The 20,788-nt window shown below is 66.7% G+C and carries 23 protein-coding genes, 1 other RNA gene and 1 pseudogene; 4 read left to right on the plus strand and 21 right to left on the minus strand.

Going from position 1 to position 20,788, the window contains the following annotated elements; all coding sequences use genetic code 11:
- Window positions 1-318: 318 nt before the first annotated feature.
- From ACIBF8_RS12880 to ACIBF8_RS12920, 9 genes are all read right to left on the minus strand, one after another.
- Window positions 319-1,533, minus strand: a complete 1,215-nt coding sequence (locus ACIBF8_RS12880) for an ATP-binding protein (RefSeq protein ID WP_396782853.1) — start codon at window positions 1,531-1,533, stop codon at window positions 319-321.
- 84 nt (window positions 1,534-1,617) lie between these two features.
- Complete coding sequence (locus ACIBF8_RS12885) at window positions 1,618-2,820, minus strand: tyrosine-type recombinase/integrase (protein ID WP_396782854.1); 1,203 nt, start codon at window positions 2,818-2,820, stop codon at window positions 1,618-1,620.
- Window positions 2,820-3,002 carry a helix-turn-helix domain-containing protein gene (locus tag ACIBF8_RS12890; RefSeq protein WP_396782856.1) on the minus strand — a complete coding sequence of 61 codons (183 nt, stop codon included), beginning with the start codon at window positions 3,000-3,002 and terminating at the stop codon, window positions 2,820-2,822. The genes ACIBF8_RS12885 and ACIBF8_RS12890 overlap by 1 nt, the downstream gene beginning before the upstream one ends.
- The gene (locus ACIBF8_RS12895) at window positions 3,002-4,750 is read right to left on the minus strand and encodes a replication initiator (protein WP_396782857.1); all 1,749 of its coding nucleotides are present in this window, start codon (window positions 4,748-4,750) and stop codon (window positions 3,002-3,004) included. Before ACIBF8_RS12895 ends, ACIBF8_RS12890 begins: the two co-directional genes overlap by 1 nt.
- Complete coding sequence (locus ACIBF8_RS12900; RefSeq protein WP_396782859.1) at window positions 4,747-5,286, minus strand: DUF2637 domain-containing protein; 540 nt, start codon at window positions 5,284-5,286, stop codon at window positions 4,747-4,749. The genes ACIBF8_RS12895 and ACIBF8_RS12900 overlap by 4 nt, the downstream gene beginning before the upstream one ends.
- Window positions 5,283-5,474, minus strand: a complete 192-nt coding sequence (locus ACIBF8_RS12905; RefSeq protein WP_357393477.1) for a hypothetical protein — start codon at window positions 5,472-5,474, stop codon at window positions 5,283-5,285. The genes ACIBF8_RS12900 and ACIBF8_RS12905 overlap by 4 nt, the downstream gene beginning before the upstream one ends.
- Before the next feature lie 5 nt (window positions 5,475-5,479).
- Window positions 5,480-5,722, minus strand: a complete 243-nt coding sequence (locus ACIBF8_RS12910; RefSeq protein ID WP_357393479.1) for a hypothetical protein — start codon at window positions 5,720-5,722, stop codon at window positions 5,480-5,482.
- The gene (locus ACIBF8_RS12915; RefSeq protein ID WP_396783112.1) at window positions 5,719-7,251 is read right to left on the minus strand and encodes an FtsK/SpoIIIE domain-containing protein; all 1,533 of its coding nucleotides are present in this window, start codon (window positions 7,249-7,251) and stop codon (window positions 5,719-5,721) included. Before ACIBF8_RS12915 ends, ACIBF8_RS12910 begins: the two co-directional genes overlap by 4 nt.
- 269 nt (window positions 7,252-7,520) lie before the next feature.
- Window positions 7,521-7,916 carry a transcriptional regulator gene (locus ACIBF8_RS12920; protein ID WP_238661241.1) on the minus strand — a complete coding sequence of 132 codons (396 nt, stop codon included), beginning with the start codon at window positions 7,914-7,916 and terminating at the stop codon, window positions 7,521-7,523.
- Window positions 7,917-8,647: 731 nt separating this feature from the next.
- Here ACIBF8_RS12920 and ACIBF8_RS12925 point away from each other — a divergent pair.
- Entirely contained in the window at window positions 8,648-9,094 is a 447-nt protein-coding gene (locus ACIBF8_RS12925) for a hypothetical protein (RefSeq protein WP_396782861.1), read from the plus strand.
- Here ACIBF8_RS12925 and ACIBF8_RS12930 read toward each other — a convergent pair.
- From ACIBF8_RS12930 to ACIBF8_RS12945, 4 genes are all read right to left on the minus strand, one after another.
- A complete protein-coding gene (locus tag ACIBF8_RS12930) occupies window positions 9,078-9,854 on the minus strand; it encodes a glycosyltransferase family 2 protein (RefSeq protein ID WP_396782863.1) in 777 nt (258 codons plus the stop codon). The genes ACIBF8_RS12925 and ACIBF8_RS12930 overlap by 17 nt on opposite strands.
- The gene (locus ACIBF8_RS12935; protein WP_396782865.1) at window positions 9,842-10,663 is read right to left on the minus strand and encodes a GntR family transcriptional regulator; all 822 of its coding nucleotides are present in this window, start codon (window positions 10,661-10,663) and stop codon (window positions 9,842-9,844) included. The genes ACIBF8_RS12930 and ACIBF8_RS12935 overlap by 13 nt, the downstream gene beginning before the upstream one ends.
- Before the next feature lie 133 nt (window positions 10,664-10,796).
- Complete coding sequence (locus ACIBF8_RS12940) at window positions 10,797-11,027, minus strand: precorrin-4 C11-methyltransferase (protein WP_396782866.1); 231 nt, start codon at window positions 11,025-11,027, stop codon at window positions 10,797-10,799.
- Window positions 11,028-11,133: 106 nt separating this feature from the next.
- The gene (locus tag ACIBF8_RS12945) at window positions 11,134-11,664 is read right to left on the minus strand and encodes a hypothetical protein (protein ID WP_396782867.1); all 531 of its coding nucleotides are present in this window, start codon (window positions 11,662-11,664) and stop codon (window positions 11,134-11,136) included.
- Window positions 11,665-12,013: 349 nt separating this feature from the next.
- Here ACIBF8_RS12945 and ACIBF8_RS12950 point away from each other — a divergent pair.
- A pseudogene (locus ACIBF8_RS12950) lies at window positions 12,014-12,214 on the plus strand (GntR family transcriptional regulator); the annotation flags it as partial.
- 42 nt (window positions 12,215-12,256) lie between these two features.
- On the opposite strand, the gene ACIBF8_RS12955 reads toward ACIBF8_RS12950, so the two are convergent.
- From ACIBF8_RS12955 to ACIBF8_RS12985, 7 genes are all read right to left on the minus strand, one after another.
- Entirely contained in the window at window positions 12,257-12,484 is a 228-nt protein-coding gene (locus ACIBF8_RS12955) for a hypothetical protein (RefSeq protein WP_396783139.1), read from the minus strand.
- A 174-nt stretch (window positions 12,485-12,658) separates the two neighbouring features.
- Entirely contained in the window at window positions 12,659-13,159 is a 501-nt protein-coding gene (locus ACIBF8_RS12960; protein WP_396782869.1) for a HEPN domain-containing protein, read from the minus strand.
- A complete protein-coding gene (locus ACIBF8_RS12965) occupies window positions 13,159-14,292 on the minus strand; it encodes a DUF262 domain-containing protein (RefSeq protein WP_396782870.1) in 1,134 nt (377 codons plus the stop codon). Before ACIBF8_RS12965 ends, ACIBF8_RS12960 begins: the two co-directional genes overlap by 1 nt.
- 504 nt (window positions 14,293-14,796) lie before the next feature.
- Window positions 14,797-16,455, minus strand: coding sequence for a protein NO VEIN domain-containing protein (locus ACIBF8_RS12970; RefSeq protein ID WP_396782872.1), 1,659 nt, complete (start codon window positions 16,453-16,455; stop codon window positions 14,797-14,799).
- An 82-nt stretch (window positions 16,456-16,537) separates the two neighbouring features.
- Window positions 16,538-16,954, minus strand: an RNA gene (gene rnpB, locus ACIBF8_RS12975) — RNase P RNA component class A.
- Between the two features lie 149 nt (window positions 16,955-17,103).
- Entirely contained in the window at window positions 17,104-17,490 is a 387-nt protein-coding gene (locus ACIBF8_RS12980) for a hypothetical protein (RefSeq protein ID WP_396782873.1), read from the minus strand.
- On the minus strand, window positions 17,487-17,771 hold the full coding sequence (locus ACIBF8_RS12985) for a hypothetical protein (RefSeq protein WP_396782874.1): 285 nt from the start codon (window positions 17,769-17,771) through the stop codon (window positions 17,487-17,489). Before ACIBF8_RS12985 ends, ACIBF8_RS12980 begins: the two co-directional genes overlap by 4 nt.
- A gap of 92 nt (window positions 17,772-17,863) precedes the next feature.
- On the opposite strand from ACIBF8_RS12985, the gene ACIBF8_RS12990 reads away from it, so the two are divergent.
- Window positions 17,864-18,625, plus strand: coding sequence for a sulfite exporter TauE/SafE family protein (locus ACIBF8_RS12990; protein WP_396782875.1), 762 nt, complete (start codon window positions 17,864-17,866; stop codon window positions 18,623-18,625).
- A 138-nt stretch (window positions 18,626-18,763) separates the two neighbouring features.
- Here the strand turns inward: ACIBF8_RS12990 and ACIBF8_RS12995 are convergent, their stop codons facing one another.
- Window positions 18,764-19,996 carry an MFS transporter gene (locus ACIBF8_RS12995; RefSeq protein ID WP_396782876.1) on the minus strand — a complete coding sequence of 411 codons (1,233 nt, stop codon included), beginning with the start codon at window positions 19,994-19,996 and terminating at the stop codon, window positions 18,764-18,766.
- A gap of 54 nt (window positions 19,997-20,050) precedes the next feature.
- On the opposite strand from ACIBF8_RS12995, the gene ACIBF8_RS13000 reads away from it, so the two are divergent.
- Window positions 20,051-20,512 carry a MarR family winged helix-turn-helix transcriptional regulator gene (locus ACIBF8_RS13000; RefSeq protein ID WP_396782877.1) on the plus strand — a complete coding sequence of 154 codons (462 nt, stop codon included), beginning with the start codon at window positions 20,051-20,053 and terminating at the stop codon, window positions 20,510-20,512.
- The last annotated feature ends 276 nt before the right edge of the window (window positions 20,513-20,788 follow it).

A 20,788-nucleotide genomic window follows, 5' to 3' on the forward strand; every position in this document is an offset into this window, starting at 1 on the left:
ACAACTCTTTGAAGGCGGCCTGAACCGTCGACTTGCGAAGGACTTGCGAGGACTGCGTATAGGTTTGCTCCCTCTTCGACGACAGCTCACCCTTCGTGGCTCCCGCGCCCAAGCCAATTTTTCCCGACAGCTCTCCCCGGGCAGCGCTGGTGCTTGTGTCTGTATATTCCGAGGCTAGTGCACCCTGCCGGGAAGCGAGCAAACTGTAAACGCTAACCTCATCAAGATAAACGAATTCGCGAAGGGGCGTCGTAAGAGATCTAGCCGCCTTAATCCTCCTACGACGTCGCAGGCTAGCGATCCGACGCTTGAAAAAGTTCATTTAATCCCCACCGATTTGATTGCCTTTTGGCGCTGCCATTCCTCAACCCGCTCAAAGCCACCAATGTAATCTTCAGCCATGATTGAATCTCGGCGATCAGCTGCGGCAAGAAGTGCTGCCTCGGTCCAGATTCCCGCCAAGGCCGCTGCACTCCAGCCGTCGGTACGCGCGGCCACAAAGGCGTGAGGCAAAGGATCCACGGTTCTCAACCGGCGCGCAGAGACCGCTAAAATTTGCTCTCGATCTCCGCGACCTGGCAGAGGGAAGTGAATCTCCCAATCAAACCTGCCAGGCCGCCTCAGGGCAACGTCAATATCATGCGGCCTATTGGTTGTTGCAATGACGACGACATTGCTGTCAGCATTAAACCCATCCATTAAGGTCAGCAACTGAGCAACTAAGCGGTTTGACGCTTCATGAGCTTCATCGTCACGCTGCCCGGCAATGCTATCAATCTCATCAAAGAATATGATGGCACTTTCTTGTTGCTTTGCATGAGCGAAAATTTTGCGAAGCAGCTCTTCACTCTGCCCGAACCATTTGCTTACGACTTCGGGCCCGTTTATCTGGTAGAACGTTGCTTGGGATTCTTGAGCTATGATACGCGCAAGCATCGTCTTTCCTGTCCCAGGCTCGCCAGTAAAGAGCACTCCCTTTACCCGACGCGCACCGATTCTCTCAAGGAGATCATGATGCTTTAATGGCAGCTCTATGAGCTCGCGAGCGCGAGTGATGACACTCTCCAAGCCTCCAAAATCAGCGAACGACTGCAATTCGCGGTCGCGGCGATCGATGAAGTTGCTGATCATCCCATCATCAAGCTCTGGCAGATCAAGAAATCGGATCGGCTTTTCGTCCAATACACGAAGCACGCCGTCCGCAGACACCTCGACGGTGTTCCCAACAGCATGGGGAACACCGCCCGGTGGGACAATACGCGTACTTCCACCAAACTCGACAACCGTGCAGTCGTCCTTCTTAATACGAACGACTGCCACCCACGTATCGGACTTCCAGAGACCTTCAGGGGCGACTTCAATCTTATCCCCTAAAATCAGGATCACTTGGCCCGGCTCATAATTCACCGGCCTCGGGGACTCCACCCAGCCGATCGACCCGTTTGGCATCTCGATGTACACGCAGCGCTCGTTTTCCACGTAGCGGACGCGTGCGAGCTGCCCCCATCCGCTAGAGGCTTCGATCTCTGTCACGATGAAAGAATAGGACCTCGACGCCAGTATTCATCCTGACCGCGCAGGCAACCTGTCGGGCTGCCACCACAACATGCGTCGCCGTCACAGACTGCTACTGGATCCAAGCAAATCGTCAATCGCTCGACGGGTGCGTTCCTCGCTGGCCGGCATCAGGTGGGTGTAGACCCGGAGCGTGAAGCCGGGGTCGGAGTGCCCGAGGTACGAGGCGAGGGCCTTGATGCTCTCCCCCGCGTCGAGCAAAGCCGAGGCGTAGAAGTGGCGTAGGGCGTGCATCCCGGTCGCCCTGGTCGGGACGATGCCAGCCGCTTCGACCGCCGGACGCCAGCTCTTGCCGTCGAAAGTCGCCCGCTTGATCGCACCCCGCCGAGTGGTGGTAAAGATCAGCGGCACCGTCACCCGCTCGTCGCTGAACGGGTCTTCCCATGGCAAGGTGATCGAGAGCGGGGTGTACTTCTCGGCGTGTTCCTTGAGTGACTGAGCCACCGAGTCAGGCAGCGGTACGCGTCGGTCCCGGTCGTTCTTGGGCAAGCCGAAGACCAGCCGGGAACGGACCACCTTGACCTGCCGGACGATGTGCACCCAGCCCGAGTCGAGGTCGACGTCATCGACGCCCAGACCGAAGATCTCGCCCTGCCGCATCCCGCAACCGGCCCCCATGTCAACCATCGGGCGGTAGCGCTCGGCGAGGCCACCGCGGATTGCCGAAACCTCGTCGGCCCGCCAGGGAACGACGCGACGTTGCGCCGGCCGGGGCGGCTTGACCGAGGCCGCCGAGCACGGGTTCTTGGCGATCCGCTCGTCGTCGACCGCCGCGCCCAGGATGGTCCGCAGGTGGGCGAAGACGACGGCCCGGGTTGCCGGGGCCAGCTTGCCGACCATCCCGGCGTCCCACTCCCGGATATGACCCGGCTTGATCGAGGCCAGTTGCCGAGATCCGAAGAACGGGAGCAGGTGCTTTCGTACTCGGAACTCGGTGCTCTCCCGGGTCGACTCGTCAAAGGAGCGGGTACGCAACCAGTTCTCGGCGTACTCGGCGAAGGTCATCCGGCCGGCGGAAGGGTCGACGTAGGAGCCTCGGAGTTTGTCCGTTTCGGTGGAGACGAGGAACGCGTCAGCCTCGCGCTTGGCCCGGTCGGGAAAGGACTGGCTACGTTCGCGGCCGTCCGGACCGATGTACCGAACCCGGTAGCGCATCCCCTTGCCGAACAGATCCGACTTGATCCGCTCCTTCCGGCCGCCCTCGTGCCGGATCACCCTGTACCAGCGGTCCTCTACGTGCCCCATCAGGCCGCCGCCTGCTCACGTACCCATGACCGGACCGTCTCCGGTTCGTACCGCAGGTGTCGGCCGACCCGGGCTGCCGGCGGTCCGTACTTGACCTTTCGCCAGCGGTACAGCGTCTCGGTTGGTACCCGCAGGTACGCCGCCACGTCCCGGACCGTCCAGAGTCCATCGTTCGCCGTCATCAAAGCCTCTCCCCCGTTGTGCCGTCCGTTCCCGTTCTCGGTTCGGCGTCGGGGAGCTGCGCGGCGCGGTCCTTCGCGGCCAGGAGTTCGGAGCGCCACCGGGCGCGTTCGCTGATCGAGCGCAGCAGTCGGTGGGCGAGCGGACCCACGTCGGGGTCGTCGGGTCGGGCGAGTTCCCAGGCGTGCCGGACCGGTTCGGCGGTCATGCCCTGGTCGTCGACGGCGTCCAGGCCGACGCTCACGCCGAGCAGCGTCCGCACCCAGGCCCGTACGTCGTGCTTGTGGTCGCTGAGCGTCTTGCCGGACCAGTCGCGGGAGATGAGGATGCGCCGGCCGCCGATGCCGAGGGTGTCGCGCTGGTGGACCTTGCCCTTGCAGCGGCCCGGCTTGAGCTTCGCGTGTGCCTTGCGCGGCTGGATGCCGTAGAGCAGCCAGTTCGCGCAACGTTCGGTGCACGGGGTGACCTGGAGTTCCTGCCACAGCCGATCCAGGTGCGCCCGCTGCCGACCGCTCGTGATCTGGTGAACGTCGCCGGTGTGCTTGGTGATGTACTTCGTGACGTACCGGATAGTCCGCTCGGCGTCCTCGGTGCCGGGCATGACGCCGCGTGCGTCGACCTGGGAGCCGAAGCGCACCACGTGCACCGGTTCGGCGTCCGGGTCGTCGTCGATCGCGTCGAGTGCTTCCGACCAAGTGGTCAGCGGCGCACAGGTTTCCGGGTCGACCCACGCCGCTGCCTGCTCGTCCCAGACCGGCAGCCGGTCAAGGGTGTACCGCTGCACGTCGACCGAGGGCCACCACACCTGGTGATAGGTCGCCGCCGCCACCGTCCGCAGCACGTCACGCGGGATGGTGCCCCGGATCGCGAAGTGAGCGTGTGGGGCGAGACGGCGTTGCGGCTCGACACAGCCCGCGTACTGAACGTTCCAGCCCTCGCAGCGGCGCAGGTTCTGCCAGAACCGGTCCAGCAGCCGGGGGAAGTGCACGGCATCCCAGGCCGCGCGGCGGTAGTCGTACCTGGCCGGGTTGACCGGGGTGCCGTCGGGGCGGACCGGGCCGTACGAATCGAGGGTGAGGGTCAGCCACATCGACGGCCGGTAGGTCGAGCCGTCCGGCGCGGTGTAGGTCTTGCCGACCGTGCGGCGCTCGACCTTGCGCCGAGGCAGGTCCGGCGCATCCTGCCGCCGCCTGGTGGAGCGCTTGCGGCGCCGGCCGTTGTCCTCGTCGTCCTGGTCCTCGTCGCCGGTCGAGTGCGGCGGTGCGATCCGGCCCCGGAGCCCTTCGGCCGTGATCGCCTCTTCGACTTCCCGGATTGCCTCGTCGAGGTCGGTGACCTGGTCCCACTCGCTCGCTCGGGACGCCTCGTCGCGGGAGAACTCCAGGTGCCCGCGCAGCAGGACAAGCGCCTTCTGTTCCTCGGTCGCCGGGTCCGGCGGCGGTAGCGGCTCGTCGTCGCGGTGCCAGCCTTCCCGGATCTGCGCCTGCCGCAGCCGACGGTTCTTCTTGGCGCACGGGGCGCACTTGTCCTCGCGGGTCGCCCCACAGGGCAGGTCGATGACTTCGGTCAGCCCGGTGTTCAGGTCCGTGCGGCGCATGGCGAGTGGACGGACGCAGACGCCGTACTCGGCCGCGATCTCCTTGAGCACGTCGACCGAGCGAGGCAGCGCCATGCGGGCCGCCCGCGACCCCGGCCGAGGTGCAACCGGGGTCGGGGCGGGTTCGAGGCCGGGCAGGGTCGGAGCGGTCACTGAATGATCCCGACGACGTGCGGCCGGTTGGACGGAACGACAGTGCGCGGAGGCACCACGGCCGGGGCAATGGACGGGATCGGCTCCACTGGGCGGACCGGCTCGACGGTGGCGGGTTCCTCGTACTGGTACGCGGTCGGCTGGTCCGGCTCGTCGGCCGGCTGGGCAACCGGGGCGTTGGACAGGACGACCTTCACCAACGCGAGGAACGCCAGCGACGGCACCGCCGCCACGATCCAGCCCCACACCGACGCTTGGGCCTCTGCGACCTGGGCCGCGAGGGACAGCAGCGCGAACGCCACCAGGAGCGACCCGACCAGGCCGACGGGGCGACCGGTACGCCGCCGGGCACGGATCTCCAACCCGAGGTAGATCGCCATCAGCTCGACCGCCACCGCGTTGGCCCAGCCGATCCAATCGGGCTGGCCGTGGGCGACAGACAGGTCATGAACGTGGGTGAAGGCGGCGGCACCGGCCATGGTGCCGATGGCGAGCAGGATCAGCAGGCGTACCGCCGATTCGGTGCCGTTGCTCATCGCCATTCCTCCAGCGGCTTCTCGCGGATGGTCAGGTCGATGCGGATGCGCCGGCCGTTCATGTCGGGGCGGCGGTTGACCATGTGCGCCACGCCGTGCAGAGCGGCGGCGGTCTGGTCGGAGGGGCCGACAAGCCGGATGCGCAGCGGTCGCCGGAGCCGGTCGATGAGGCGGGTGAAGGGGTTCACGGCGGTTACCTCCGGGCCGGTCGAATGTCGGTGCGGATGTAGTCAGGTGGGGTGCCGAGCGCGGCGACCGCTTCGGAGAGGCAGCGCCACAGCGCCCACGCCTCGTCGGGGGTCAGGGCCATCCGTCGCTGGCCGGCACCGACCGCCAAATAGACGGGGTACGGGTCGGGCCGCTCCGGGTCGACGCGGACGGAGACGGCGGTGACCGGTTCGGGGGTACGCAGCCGGTAGAAGCGGCGACCGGTCATCGGGCATCACCCCCGGCGTCCCGGTCGAGCAGGTTGCGCAGGGATTCGGGGAGCAACGGCCCGGACGGCTTACGAGGCAGCGGCAACCGGACCGGTTCGGCGGCGGTCTCCCGGCCGACCTGGGCGAGGATGTCCGACGCGTCGGCCGGAGCCGGATACTGCCGGGCCATGTCGCGGATGTCGTCGTCGCTGACGTACGAGAACCGGACCCGCATCGGGTCGGGGGTGCCGTCGAGGATCACGTACCCGACGCCCTTCGCCCACCGGGGCATCTGGTCCGCGAGCGCGCCCCGCTTGCGGGCACCGTCGCCAAGAACCATGTCGACCTGTGACGCCTCGGTCAGGCCCAGCGCGATCCGGGTCGGGAAGAGATCCCGGAACGGCAGTACGTCCTTACGCGGGTCCTGCAACGCGGCCACCACCAGGACGCCAACGCCGGCACCCTGGGACAGCAGCAGCCCCAACGATGACGCGATGCGCTTGCGCAGCTCGACGTCTTGCAGGTACGCGGTCAGCGCGGCCATCTCGTCGATGACGACCACGACCAGGGGGTCAGCCTCGGTCGAGGTGTGGACGCGAACCCGGCCGGCAAGCCGAGTCTGCCGCTCCCGCAGCACCTCCACCGCTTCGTCGAGCAAATCGGCCATGGCCTCGAACGACCTGCCGGCGAACCGGGCGAACATCGGTCGGCCGAGCGCGAACTCCATCCCGCCCTTGGGGTCGATCACCCACAGCCGGACGAGACCGGAGGCGATGCCACCACCGAGCACCCGGACCAGTGACCACAGCACCGAACCCTTGCCGGACCGGGTCGCGCCGCCCACCAGGACATGCGTGGAGAGCAGGTGCAGCGACCAGGTACGCAGGTCTTCCCGCCGCGCCAGCGGTAGGGCGGTGAAGTCCGGCACCGCCGGCACAGCGAACGGCGGGACCACAGTCCGCAGCGCATCGGTACGGACGAGCGCCAGGTATACCAGCGTCGGACGATCCCGATACCGGACCCGGTCCACGAGCCGCAGCAGCCAGGCAGTCCGGCCGGTCCGGGTCGGAGGGTCGCCCGGACGCTCGGAGTAGATCCGCGCGTGTCGCCGGCCGAACGCGTACGCCAGGTTGGCGCTGACCGCCTGGAACTGCTCCGGCGTCTGCCCCCGGACCATGCGGACGGTCAGCACGTCGAGCGCCTGATCCGAACGCACCCGCAGCAGCTCGGGCAGGATCGGCTGGTGGTCATACATCTCGGTGAGCCCACAGAGGGTCATGGCTTCCCGCCACGCCCGCCGGTAGACGAACACTCGCCGCCATGAGCCGAGCAGCGGACCCGCCAGCCAGGTCCACCAGGACGACTCGTCGCGCCAACGCCAGACCGCCGAAGCTGAAGCCGCCAGCACGAGCGGCACCACCAGGCCGGACCAGCCAAACTCCCGGTAGAGCCAGAGCGCCAGCACCGCCGAGGCCGTGGCCACCGGGTGCCGCAGGCACCACCAGAGGACCCGCCCGGACCACCTCAGCAGCAGGCCGAGCAGCACCATCCAGAACGGCAGTTTGAGCTTCTTCGGCCGGATCACCAGCAGATCCCCGGCCGAGGTCGACAACACCTCACCCCGAGGCCGCCCGTTCACTTGGCACCACCAGCCGGGTTGAACCGGGCCTGACACACACCGCACCGGGGCCAGCCGCGGCCAGCCCGACGCCTACCCTTGGACACGTCTGCACCTCTCTCGACAGAGCAGGGGGAAGAGACACCGGGGCGGGGCTGCCGTCCGCCAAGACCTGACAGCCCCGCCCTGACCAGAACCGGCTACGCCGACGCCTTCTGGTTGACGCCCGCCGGGGCACGCAGCCCGGTAGCCCGCAGCGAGTACGCCATCCGACCGTTATTCGCCACGTAGGGCGTGACGGTCATCCCGTCGAACTCGACCGCCTCGAACAGCCCGCCCGTCGGCGGCACCGGCTGGTAATCGGCCGAGATTTTCACCGTCGTCTCCCGGGACCGCTTGCCAAGCTCAGGGTCGAGATCCATGACTCGGACCTGCCACACCCGCTGGCCGGTCACCTTGTCCTTCGCCGGCGACCGTCGGCCCGTCTTCTCGTCGTAGTCCTCGACCTCACCCAGGGACTCGGGCACCAGCGCGCACCCAGCCGGGAACACGTCCTCGAACCGCACAGCGAACCGCGTTCCGCCTCGCAGAGCCATCGCTCAACCTCCAACTTGTTAACTTGTCTGCCAAGTTGCGATTGAAGGTAGACGGCACCTGGCAGACAAGTCAACAAGTAACTCCCGCACCTTCGCGAAGGGGTCCAGTGTGGGTCGGCGAACGGCCATGGACGATATGCACTCAGAGTGAGCAAGCAGAGGTTAGGGCTTGACCTGCATTCACGTCAGGCACAACATCTAGTGCCCGAAATCCCTGCGTCAACTACAGTTACCGAATCGTCAACTGCAGTTGCCCATTGTGGACCGTTACAGTCTGTGCTTAACTTCCTCAACACGAAAGCCCGGCAGAGTGTCGGGTTCGGACGCTCTACCGGGCTACGCGCTACCGGGAAGTAGGACCGGAGGTTAGCACCTATTTCGTCAGGGGCGACGCCTCACGTCTGCGTATCCGGTGAGAGTCCTAGTGCTGCACCGAAGGAGGGGAAGTGGCACGAAAAGCCACCCGCCCTAGCAAGTCCGTCATCGTCAATCCAGGCACTCCCGCGCCATACAGCGGGCAGTACAAGCCGATCAACGGCGGCCCCGAGGTGACCGTCCCAAAGGGGCACCGGGTACCTCCGACCCCGAACGGCGGTCCTGTCGAACTGGTTGATGCCACGAAGAACAAGAGCGGCGGCAAGTAGCTCGGCCAGCGGTGCCCACGCCATCTGGTGGTGTGGGCACCGCCCTCCAATCCGGGTTGCGAACTCAACCCCGGGTAAATTGACGAAATGGGTACCGAGCAGCAGAGACCGGTAGATCGAGAGCATGCTCGGCCAGCAGGTACGGACGATGCGACAGTCGAAGCTCTCGGCGAGCTGAGCAAGGCTCTAGAGACGATCCACCGCGTGCGCGGCCACTTGTACTCCGCTCACCAACTCGTCGGCGGTGCGGATCTCACGCTTGATCGGGTGGTGGAGCTGCTCCGCGAGGCTGGACACGACGAGGTGGCCGACCGAGTCGAGCACGAGCTGTTGGGCCGCAACGTGCTGCCGGGGCGATGGACGTTCCAGATCGTGGAGGAGTTCGACGACGGTTACTACGCCGCGTTCCAGGAGATCGAACGGGAGGCCCGGGAGAGGTTAGCCGGCGGGCGGCGGCACATCTACGAGGCGGAGATGAAGCAGCGGCGGCGCACCCATGGGATGCCGGGGCACGAGGCTACGCCGCAGGAGTGAGCGGCAGTCCGTCCGGCAGCATGGCGGCGAGCGCAACGGCCCTAGCCTCGATGATCTTCATGCGGCCCTCGTACTCGACCGGTTCGCGGTGCGCTGCCTGGCTGGTGACCTGACCGGGCCACTTGCGGTAGAGCAGGCCGTGTTCGCGGGTGAAGTAGCCGTCGCTGATCGCGCTCGCGGCCAGGAGCAGGCCGGTGTCCTCGGAGGCGGGGAGCGCCATCCAGCCACCGAGAGCCAGAAGCAGATCCCGGCGGATGCACAGGGTGGCGGGGTGCACCTGGGATCGGTAACCGTTGGCCTGCCAGAAGCTCAGGACAGCACCGCGGGCGATGGTTCCGCCTTCCGGGTCCTTGTCCCAGCCGAGAGTAGATCCGTCGGGCATCAGGTCCAGGACGCGGGAAGTTGTCCAGCCGATGTGCGGATGCGCCTCGAAAGCGGCGATGTCCCGGGCGAGGGCACCGGGAGTCAGCTGGTCGTCCGCGTCCAGGACCTTGATGTGTTGCCCGGCGACACGGGAAAGAGCGGAGGTACGGGCAACACCCGGCCCGCCGGGACGACCACCGCCGATGCTGATGCGAGGGTCGTCCGGCAGGACACCGTTCAGCGCGCCGGTCTGCCCGTCCTCTTGGACGAGCCACTGCCAGTCCCACCCATCCGGCATCTCCTGCTTGACCAGCGAGTCATATGCGCCAGTCAGATGTTCGATGCTGGGCGTGTGAACTGGCGTGATGACCGAGACGAGCTGCGTCAAGTTTTCCACCGTTGCAGTTTGTGGGAGTAAACCAACTCTGTCCGGTCCCCCGGCATCACCACGTCGGCCACCTCGACGACGCGACCCTTGGTATCGATCGACGTCTTGCGGACGGTGAGCACCGAGACGCCCGGGTCGATGTCCAGGAGCTCGGCCTCGTCGGGCGACGGCGGGCGGGCGCGGATCTCGTCGTCGATCCGGTCCACCTCGACGCCGAGGGTGTAAAGCTGGTGCTGCGTGCCGCCCGGCCAGGGCTCCTTGCCCGCGTCGAGCAGGTCCGGGTTCGTGGCTACCAGGTCATACGGCAGATAGGAGTACGACATGGTCAGCGGCGCGTTCTCGTGCCGCGAGGTGGTCCAGTAGACCCGCCGCAGCAACGGCGTACCCGGCTCGACCTGCAAGGCCGCCGCCATGTCCGAATCCGCTTCCACGCGGGCGTACTCGGCGTGGAACTTCAGGTCATCGACGGTCAGGCCGGTGTCGTGCTCGGTGGCCCCGGTCTTCAGCCGCTCCGACTCGTCGAGCAGCGCCCGGTCCTTCTCCCACTGGTAGCGCTCGGCGTTGCGCCGCCTTACCCGCTGACGTGGTGCCCGGACGTAGGTGCCGCGTCCTTGTTCCGCGCGGACCAGGCCCCATTCGCGGAGCTGCCGGATGGCGTTGCGGACGCTGGTGCGGGACAGACCGGATGAGTCGGCCAGCTCTGTCTCACTCGGCATCAGCGTCCCGGGGGCCAGCTCACCGCCCACGATCTTGGCCCGCAACTCTTCTGCGAGTTGCAGGTAACGAGGGCGCCAGTCCCGGCCTTGCACACCGGTCACCGTACCCCCTAGACGTTCCAACGTCTGCCAGGCGGTCCCGCCTGCGGGCCGCTCAGGCACCGGAGGTACGACCGCCGCTGGTCGCTTCGTGGGCCGCGCACTCGTCGAGGGCATCCGATCGGTGAACCGCCGGTCAGCGGTGTTCATGGCACCCCTCCAGAGGTTGCCCCTTGGTCATCATCACCAGCCGGGCATAGGTCAGCTCGTAGATGAGCCGGTCGAGCTGAATTCGGGAGAGCAGGACTGATTCGGTGGCACCGCTGCGGCTGGCGTCGAGCTTCACGGCCAGGTCGCGGCGAAGGAACCGGCCTGCCACCAGTTGCACGCTGATCCAGCCGGTCCGCTCGCGGCCGATGGTCCGCAACAGTCCCCGATGCATCGGATCGTTCGGGCCGCAGCCCCGGCACCAGCTCGGGCAGTCGGCAGGATTCATGGACGGAGTCGACCCGCGATCGGTCGTGGCCTCATGCTCAGTCATCGGTAGCCTCCGTGCGAGTGCTCGCCTGCACCAACAGGGAGCGAAGCCGCTCGACCAGTTGGGCAGCCTGCGAGAGGGGCAGCTCCACCCAGGCGATCCCGCCCCGGCTCGTCACGTGCACCGCGACGAGAGGCACGCGAGCGTCAGAGCCGACGAGGTACGTGACGACCTGGCCGCTCTGCCGACTGTCGCCCAGGCGATGCATCGGGCCACGATGACGGCGCGGCATGTGGGCCATCAGCGGCGGCACCAGATGGCCGCACCGGTCGGGTGCACACCATGCCGGGTGGCTGCTGCTGGTCAGCTTGCCCGCGCTGCTCACCGCATCCACCGCCCGTTGCCCCGATAGATCCGGGCCGGTGTCATCAGCGGCGCAGCCCTCAGCACCGGCAGTTTCCGGGTCGGTCCGCCGGCCCACGAACGCGCGGGCGTCGTGCAGGGCCGCGTACAGCGGTCCGCCGAGACGGAGTTTCCACCAGGACTGGACGGCAGTCGCCTGCGTGACCTCCAGATCGAGAACCAACGCCGCCGACGATCAGAGCCAGACATCGCACCTCCACGGGTAGGCCGCGACCGGTTGATCAGCCACGCGAGAACGCAGCCGGCCACCGGTCCGGATGAGGGCACGGCGCACCGTCCGACGCAGACGGGTCGGGTATCGCCGAGCCAACTCGTACGCGCAGCTACCGCAACCGGTCCGACAGGACGCCGCGCGTCACGTGCGACCAGGAGCAGCGCGACACCACCCCTGATACGAGCCGTCATCCTGACCGCACACCGGAAACGTACCTACAAGTGGATGAGTTGTCTAGACATGGAAACGTGCTCCCAGGTTGACACTTGATAAGACAAGTGCCAGGTACGGTGACCGGGTGCCCACCCCGCACTACGGACAGCCCCGTTACCGCGTCATCGCGGATCAACTCAGAGACCGCATCGAGAGCGGCACCATCCCGCCGGGTGCGCTTCTGCCGACCGAGAGCGCCCTCACCACCGAATTCCGGGCGAGTCGGGGCACTATTCGTCAGGCCATAGCCGTCCTACGAGAGGACGGCTTGGTCACCACCGAGCACGGCCGTGGCACCTCCGCTAGGCCGCAACCCCCATGGAGCAGCTCAGAACAGAGCCCCGACACAGAGGCCCAGGAGCACGAGATCGCCGCTGACCCAGAACTCGCAGCACTCTTCGGGGTTGAAGCCGGCGCAACCCTGATCGGACATCAGCGCGTCAACCGCCGCGATGGAGTCGTCGAATCGGTCGTCAGAAGCTATTGGCTGCACCGCCCGGGACAGTAGGGCGCGCCCCTTCGGCACCCCCTGCAACCAACCCTGAATTTGCCGCATTCGCCATACCTCGACACGCGGGCACCTGGAAGCCTAGCCGGATGCTGCGTGGCGTCTCACGAGCCGGCCGGAGGCAACGTCGCACCTTGGCTGGGCTGGGGTCAACAGCCACAATCTAGGCCACTCCAGGACCGACATGGTGAGCCACAAGCAATGGGATCAGAATTGGCTCAGTCAGTTCGGCTTCAGGTTAGCCAGCACCCAATCCGCGATTGCCTCGACGTCCCGCTTAAGCGATAGAGCCTTCGTCTGAGTCATACCCTCGTTAAGACCGTGAGCGATCTTGTTTCGACGGTCGACCAGCAGCTTGAGTTCCCGGCGAAGACGCTTGTCATCCTCATCGAGGATGCTCTCTAGCTCGTTAAAGAAATCATCTCCAAAGCGGGATATTAAGTCCAGAAGATTCTCCGGCGTAGGATTTCGGGTTCTTTCGATCCACGACAACGCGAGCGTTCGCACTCGCCCGCCGGACTTTTGCCGCACATGCTCACGGGCAGCCTCGTAAACTACTTGCTCTAGATAGCCGCAAGTACGAACTACCAGAAATCGAGTGAGCCAGACCTGTTCGTCATCCGTCCGATGCCTCGGCCGCTCGCCAACCGCATCCGCTAGCGCATCCAGCTGCAGCTTCAAGCCGTACAAATTCCTTGGCGGCCAGTGGTTCGCCTTCGCCATCAATGCGATCCAACCGCAAACGCCTCCGTCGCAAGGGAGATTCGTGTACGTACGTAATCCTCAGTCGCGGTGCCTCCAGAAATAGCACCTGCCATGTCTCGCCTTATGCTTAGCGCATCAAGTGCGGCCGCCACAGCAACACTCGACAACTCAGGATCTTTCTCGAGTCGTCTCATAAGGCCAACGAAAAGCGCCTCCGTCAGCGCAGTATTCACCTGGGTGCTTTGATACCTGATCGCAGACCGGCCCCGCGCTTCAAGCAGAAGACCCGCCGCCCCCACGAACAACCTCTTTAGCTTTACAGCATCCAATCCTTGCAAATTCCGGTGTTCACCTAGGAACTTGTTGAGGAACTTTTTCAATGGCCGCTCATAGTCGTTGGCACTAATAAACATGGCCAATATTCTGAGCAAAAGCTCCTGGTCCCTCAGTCTAGGCGACTTAGCCCCGTACAGAGAGCGCCAATTTGGTTCACTGTTCAACTCAGAAAGGAAATCCACTAGACGGCCTGGATAGAGCGCAATTCGGATCTCGTGTGGAGTCAGCTGTGTACCGCCAGAGTTCAGGCGCTCGAACACCTGATAGACGGCTTCGAGGGATTGGGGCGTACTGTCAGTGCGGACAATCGTTGCCTGAATGAAGGTATTGTCCAATTGGCGCTTCTGCTCCGGGTTCAAAGTGCGGTAAGTCAAATCTTTGAACTCATCCGCTACATTCTGGAGCGCAAACTCTTTCCCCTGGTAGATCCCGCTGTAGAAGTGAGTAAGGGTGCGCAATCGCTGCTGCCCATCAAGGACCAAGTAGCGCTTGTCGGCCTGCTGGACCAGCATGATCCCGGGGATGGGATAACCGAGAAGAAGGGACTCGATGAAGCGATCCATCTGAGGGCGGCGCCAAACGAAACCTCGCTGAAATCCCGCCGTCTCTAACGTTGTATCGCCATGGCCGAAACTAGGAATCACGATATCGCCACGGTCAAGTCTGCGAACCAAGCCTTCGGCATCAAAGTCGGTGCCGGAGTAAGAGATTGCCTCCGCTTCAGCCTCGGCCTCGGTGAGTTCTGCAACTTCTTGCGGGGATAGGTCGAAGTCCTCTTCCCCGCCAGTGCCCGTGTTGGTTTGAGCCCCGGTCATGTTGACGATGATACCCAGCTCTGCGCGGCCTCTGGACGCCGGTGGCACGTTGCTGTTGACAGCAATTCGAACGTCGAGGGCTAACGACGGGGGACTACATGCCGTTCTCCGAGGTCGAAGGTGCGCTCGAGCGCACGGAGCCTGTAATCGACTTGCAGGTCGCTATGCCCGCCCAACACCGATCGTCGGGTGATCGTCAGTCGGGTGATCGTCGTTGCTGCTGAATTCCTCTGTTTTGGATCAAGACACCGCGCTCCGCGCGGTGCTGGGCGGCAAGCCCGGCCGGCGGCAACCCGCCCCGGCCGCCTACGGCGCCGGGGCGGTGAGCCACCGACGGCCGCCGGGACACCGCCCCCAACGATTACAAGCGAGCCCAGCAAGGCGTGACGGAAGCCGGGCAGGTCGGCCTATGACGCATGGCCGGGCTTCCGACTGCCGCGCCAGTCCAAGAGCAGGACTGGCTTGCCACCTGGTTAATGCCACGCAGCCGCGATGCTCGGCCGGTCAGATCACCAGCTCCGCACCCGAGTCCGGCAGCCGGTACCGGTAGCGCGTGGGCTCCAGGTCCGCACCCTCAGGCGTCCAAGCTCCCCAGCGTCGCACTCTCCCGCCGGTCGTCGTGATCTCACCGGTCGGCAAGCGTGACCACTGGATCTGATCCACGACGACCAGATGTGTCACAGCGCCATGCGCGTGCCGCACCTCGTTACGGGTCAGCTCTACAGCGTCCGCGGTGCCCGAGGAGCCCTTCACCTCAACATGGATCTCCTCGGCGTCCCTGGTGACTCGGAGGTCGTACGACTCTCGGTCCCCCACGTCGTCGATAGTCCACCCCTTGTACAGGGCACTCGCCTTTCGCACTGCATGCCGCTCCAGCGCACGACGAAGCAATGGATCGGCGATGTACCCCGAACCGCTCGCCCGCCGCGCCCGACGCCTGCCAGTGCCGCTAGCGGGAGCCGGCTCCTGCGGTACACGACGCCGCGGAAGCCCCGCCAGCTCCGGCACCGCGTCCAGGATGGCCGCAGGGAATTTCACCAGGTACGCCTGCATCACCCGAGCCGGCCGGCTGTCGTAGAAGGCGAACGGGAAGTAGAGCGGCCCGGAGTGCACTGCTTCCAGCATCTGCTTGATCTCTCGAAGCGCTGTCTCCGACCGCTGAAAGGCCAGCTGGTCGACCGGCGTCGGCAGAGCGGTGTAGTCGGCCAGCTCGTAACGCCAAGACGGTTGAGGAGCTTCTACGGTGGGCCGCGCCTGCCCGTACGTGCCACGGGCCTGCCACACCAGCTCGTCCTCGAACGGCCCCTCCGCGGCGAAGGAGTAGCCGACGATCCCCGGCATCTGACGCTGCGTTTTGTGCCAGTGCAGCACTACATCGCCCGGCCGAAGAGCAGTCACCAGGGCATACGACCAGTTCTCGCGCCCGCTGCCGTCCCGTTGAAGCGCTTGGACGTTGGCCCCAAGGTCATCCCGGTCGGTGATCTCCAGCCAGTAGCACTCCGCCGGATCATCGCGCCACCACTCGTTGAGTCGTACCGCGCCCGACTCGGCGGAACGGCGAGGCTGCGGTGGCACCGTGGATGATCGACCGCGGGGAGTCAGCGGAACGGACGAGCTACCGGCAAGGTCGGCAGACAGCCGATGGGCGTCATCCGCGCCGTACCCGGGCACCTGGAGCCGCAGGCGCAACCTCTTGCGGTTGTTGCCCGCCTTGGGCGCGTCCGGCGACTGGCCGATCCGACCCTGCCTGCTCGTCAGCTGGAGTCGCAGCGCGGCCAGGTCGTCAACAGCCACCAAGGACACCCGCCCGTCCAGCACGCGCCGGTCAGCCTCGGCTAGGTGGGTGGTCCGTTTGGAGTCGACCAGGGCATCAACGAGCACCGCGCCACGCGACCGCAGCCGCGTGAGGAGCAGTTCCAGGGTCAGGGTGTAGTCGGAGTTGCGCGCCAGCCCCACGGCGCTCTGCCCGCCCGCGCTCTCCAGAACGACCGCCAGTCCCTGGCCGTCCGCCTCCACCACGAATTCGGCGTTCAACACGCGCCCGTCGTCATCGGTCATCCGCACGGCATACAGCCTGCCATCGACGTGCGACACGGCCGCAACCAAGATCCTCCAGGCCGTCTCCAGGCCGTCCCAGGCCGTGGCCAGGCCGTCAAACGCCACCCAACGATGACCAAGGTCAACCAACGGCACCAGATAAACGACCAGCTCAAAGCCATGATCGAGGCTCTGAGCTGGTGGGCGACGGACGAGTCGACCTGTACGCCGGATTCTGTGCGCGACGCGTACCCCAAAGGGGTTTGCGCCGGCGGCGGCCATCCATCTCGGCCTGCCGTTGCCGACAGGCTCTAGCGGCCTACCCGCAGACATCGGGCGGGCAGCCCTCAAGCGTCTGCGCCGGGTCGTCACCTTGCGGTGACGGCCCTTGCTTGGCCTTGCTCCGGGTGGGGTTTACCGAGCCACCCCGGTCACCCGGGGTGCTGGTGGGCTCTTACCCCACCGTTTCACCCTTACCGTCCCCGTTGGGGTCGGCGGTCTGTTTTCTGTGGCACTGTCCCGCGGGTCGCCCCGGGTTGCCGTTAACAACCACCCTGCCCTGTGGAGTCCGGACGTTCCTCGGCGGCAGGCCGTAGCCCGCCGACGCGGCCGCCCGGTCGACTCGTCCGTCGCGCTCTCATCCTAACGACGCCGCCGGCACGCCTATTGCCGCCCCGCAGGCGGGCGCCCGCGCAGACCTGCCCCGCAGTCGGGCCTTCGACAGACCCGGCCCAGGGCAGCGCGCCGTGGAGACGGACATTGGGTAGCGAGCAGTCAGTTCACGCTGATCGTCACGACACCGGTTCCGGCGTACGCCTTCGGCAGCTCGGTGAGGACCGGACGCCCGGTGGGCCACTCGGCGTCGGGACGTCCCAGCGCGGCGGCATGGGCTAGCTGCCAGTCCACACCTTGACGTAGCAGACGCCCCACCAGCAGAGCGGTCGCGTAGCCCAGCTCGACGACCTCCAGCGCTGGTAGGGCACCGACGTGCTCTCCCAGGGCCGGGCGGGCGGAGGTGGCCGCGGCAAGGCAGAGTGCCGGCACTTGGACGTGCCGCCCCGCACCCCTGTGTGCGGTGACCACGAGCCCGGAGAGCGCCGGGTTGCCGGCACCGAGCGCGAGCAGCGCCGTGTGGTCGAGGATGACCGCGGCCTCGTTCACGCCGCCCGCCGGCCATCTTCGGCTAGAGATTCCGGGACATTGCCAGCTTCGACGGCCGCCCAGACGTCCTCGCCCCGGGTGAGGTCGTCGGCGCTGAGGTCGGAAGCGATATTGAGCCGGACGTACTGCTCTGCGCGCGCCGCGCGGTCGCGCAGTTCGTCGGCGGTGAGTGCCGCCTGGGCGAGCTGGGCGACGAGGTCCCGCATGGTCGTTCCACGTTCGTTCGCCAGGAGCGCCAAGCGGTCGCGTACCTCTGTGTCGACTTTGATCGTGGTATCCACGACCGGAGTATACGACCGGTATACCGCTGCCCTGTTCCGCCTCGCCGGCCAGCTCATGACGGGTTCGGCGCGCGTACTAGCCTCGTGGGGCTATGGATCTCTCCCACGCCGCGCTGCTGCTCGCCGCCGGTCTCGCCGCTGGCACGGTCAACGCGGTGGCCGGTGGCGGTTCGCTGATCACCTTTCCGGCGATGATCGCGGTCGGGTTGCCCCCGGTGCCGGCGAACGTCAGCAACTCCGTCGCCGTATTCCCCGGGTATCTGGCCAGCGTGGCGGGCAGCCGGCAGGACCTGCCGCGCCCCCGCGCACTGGCCACGCTGGTGCCCACCACCATTGTCGGCACGATTGTCGGGGCGTTGCTGCTGCTGGCCACGCCGGCCCGCGCGTTCGAGCTGGTCGTACCGTTTCTGGTCCTCGGCGCGACCGCGGTCCTGGCCTTCCAGGATCCGCTGCGCCGGCTGGTCGGTCACCCCCGGGACATGTCGCCACGCCAGCGGACGGTCACGGTCCAGACGATGGTCGCGCTCGGTGCGGTGTACGGCGGGTACTTCGGTGCGGCGCTCGGGGTGATGCTGGTGGCCGGGCTGGCGCTGGTGTTGGACGCGACCCTGGCCCGGGTGAGCGCCATCAAGAATCTGCTCTCCGCGGTGGTGGGCTGCACGACGCTCGTGGTTTTCGCCCTGTTCGGCCCGTTGAACTGGGCGGCCGTCGCGGTGGTCGCGCCGGCCACCCTCATTGGGGGGTACGCGGGCGCGCGGCTGGTCCGCCGGCTGCCGCCGGTGGTGCTCAAGACGGTGATCGTGGTGTTCGGTACGACGATCGGCCTCTACCTGCTCTGGCGCGCCCTGAACTGACGCCGCCCGACGCCGCCCGACGCCGCCCGACGCCGCCCGACGCAAGATCCTCGCGGCTTGCCGGGAAACCGCTGCGTCAGCGCGCGGTGAAGCAGCGATTTCCCGGCAAGCCGCGAGGATCTTGAAAGCGAACCGGCGTCAGTATGCCTCGCCTACCGGCTCCTCGGCAGCGTTTTCGGCACTCGCGGCGCTGCGGTTCCAGCGGGACCAGAGCACCCGCTCGCCGTAGCCGGCGGCCATCACGTGCGCGAAGGCCAGGTAGACGAGCACGCCGACGGCGAGCACCCCGAAGCCGACCCAGAACGGCAGCGACAGCGACTGCTCGGCGAGCTTGCCGGAGATGATCGGTGCCGGCGCGGCGGCGCCCCAGCGGACCAGGTTGAACGCGCCGGTGGCGACGCGTCGATCGGTGGAGCCGAGGCCGAGCGCCAGGTCGGTGAGGTTGGCGTTGGCCAGCCCCATGCAGAGCCCGGCGAGCACCAGCACCACGAGCGCCTCGGCGGTGCTGGTGGAGGTGGCGAAGAGGACCATGCAGACCAGCAGCCCGGCGATGGCCACGCCGACGGTCTGCACCGCGCCGATGCGGTGGGCCAGCCGGTGACCGATCACCAGGATGCCGGTGGCCAGGCCGAGACCCCAGCCGGTGAACGCGAGCCCCAGCGGGATGATGTCCAGGCCGAGGAAGAGCGGCGTGTAGCCGAGCACCACGAAGAACACGAAGTTGTACGCGGCGGTGACCACGCAGAGGGCGATGAACGCCGGCCGGCGGTAGGTGGCGAAGATCTGGCCGACGCGTACCGGGGCCTGCCGGTTGGTGGGCTCGCGGAGTTTGCGGGAGGCCACGCCGAGGGCGAGGACCATGAAGACACCGCAGACGAAGAACGGCAGCCGCCAGGTGACCTCGCCGAGCAGGCCACCGATCAGCGGGCCGACGGCGAAGCCGAGGCCCAGGGCGGTCTCGAAGAGGCCGACCACCCATTCCCGGTCGACGGCGAGGTTGACCAGCACCACCATGGCGGTGGCGAAGAACATCGCGTTGCCGAGCCCCCAGACGCCGCGCAGCACGGACAGCTGCACGATGTTGTCGCTGAACGAGGCGAGGATCGCGGCGAGGCCGACCACGGAGACGCCGGTGATGAGCACCGGCTTGAAGCCGAACCGGCCGCTGGCCAGCGTCGCCGGGATCATGCCGAGGGCCATGACCGCGATGTACGCGGTGAACAGCAGTTCGACCTGCCATGCGGTGACACCGATCGCCTCGCCGATGGCCGGCAGGATCGGGTCGACGACGGCGATGCCGGCGATGGCGAGGAAGGCCACCAGCGTGGTGGCGTAGATGGCACTGCGGTTCGGTTCGGAACGCCGATCCACTCCGACTCCTCATATAGCTGTATCTTACAGGTACTTATTCTGTATCATACAGCTATGAGCGACGACCAAGACGAGAGCACCCTCGGCCGGATCGAGACCGAGGTGGCCCTGCTGATGCGCTTCGGCGAGGCCACCCGGCGGGCTACCGGCACCGCCGAGCACCGGGTGCTCGACCGCGCGGCGTACGTCATCCTGCGCCACCTGGCCGACGCCGGCCCGCAGAACGTCTCGGCGCTCGCCGCCCGGCTCAACCTGGACGGCTCGACCGTCACCCGGCAGGTGTCCGCGCTCCAGCGGGACGGCCTGATCACCCGCGCCCCGGACCCGACCGACGGCCGCGGCACGGTCATCTCCCCCACCCCGGCCGGCCTCCAGCGGATGGCCGCCGTGCAGGCCGCCCGCACCCGGCTCTACGGCGACATGCTGGCCGACTGGAGCCCCGAGGACCGCTCCACCCTGGCAACCCTGCTGAGCCGCCTAAACCAAGCCCTGGTAAACCGCAACCGCCGCCGCTAATCCACCCCTGCCCTGCCCTGCCCTGCCCTGCCCTGCCCTGCCCTGCCCTGCCCTGCCCTGCCCTGCCCTGCCCTGCCCTGCCCTGCCCCCACGATCTTGCACTTTCTGTCCTCGCATAAACGGCATAACAGGACGAAACGACAACAAAAACTGCAAGATCGGCGCGGGACGCGGGAGGCGCGGGAGGCGCGGGAGGCGCGGGAGGCGCGGGAGGCGCGGGAGGCGCGGGAGGCGCGGGAGGCGCGGGAGGCGCGGGAGGCGCGGGAGGCGCGGGCG

It is taken from the genome of Micromonospora sp. NPDC050276 (assembly GCF_044459545.1).
In the GTDB taxonomy this organism is placed as follows: Bacteria; Actinomycetota; Actinomycetes; order Mycobacteriales; family Micromonosporaceae; genus Micromonospora.

Excerpts from the sequence above, each read along its gene's own strand:
- ACIBF8_RS12885 (WP_396782854.1), bottom strand. The coding sequence starts at position 2,820 with ATGGGGCACGTAGAGGACCGCTGGTACAGGGTGATCCGGCACGAGGGC.
- ACIBF8_RS12890 (WP_396782856.1), bottom strand. The coding sequence starts at position 3,002 with ATGACGGCGAACGATGGACTCTGGACGGTCCGGGACGTGGCGGCGTAC.
- ACIBF8_RS12900 (WP_396782859.1), bottom strand. The coding sequence starts at position 5,286 with ATGAGCAACGGCACCGAATCGGCGGTACGCCTGCTGATCCTGCTCGCC.
- ACIBF8_RS12910 (WP_357393479.1), bottom strand. The coding sequence starts at position 5,722 with ATGACCGGTCGCCGCTTCTACCGGCTGCGTACCCCCGAACCGGTCACC.
- ACIBF8_RS12915 (WP_396783112.1), bottom strand. The coding sequence starts at position 7,251 with ATGGTGCTGCTCGGCCTGCTGCTGAGGTGGTCCGGGCGGGTCCTCTGG.
- ACIBF8_RS12920 (WP_238661241.1), bottom strand. The coding sequence starts at position 7,916 with ATGGCTCTGCGAGGCGGAACGCGGTTCGCTGTGCGGTTCGAGGACGTG.
- ACIBF8_RS12925 (WP_396782861.1), top strand. The coding sequence starts at position 8,648 with ATGGGTACCGAGCAGCAGAGACCGGTAGATCGAGAGCATGCTCGGCCA.
- ACIBF8_RS12955 (WP_396783139.1), bottom strand. The coding sequence starts at position 12,484 with ATGCGGCAAATTCAGGGTTGGTTGCAGGGGGTGCCGAAGGGGCGCGCC.
- ACIBF8_RS12960 (WP_396782869.1), bottom strand. The coding sequence starts at position 13,159 with ATGGCGAAGGCGAACCACTGGCCGCCAAGGAATTTGTACGGCTTGAAG.
- ACIBF8_RS12965 (WP_396782870.1), bottom strand. The coding sequence starts at position 14,292 with ATGACCGGGGCTCAAACCAACACGGGCACTGGCGGGGAAGAGGACTTC.
- ACIBF8_RS12990 (WP_396782875.1), top strand. The coding sequence starts at position 17,864 with ATGGATCTCTCCCACGCCGCGCTGCTGCTCGCCGCCGGTCTCGCCGCT.
- ACIBF8_RS13000 (WP_396782877.1), top strand. The coding sequence starts at position 20,051 with ATGAGCGACGACCAAGACGAGAGCACCCTCGGCCGGATCGAGACCGAG.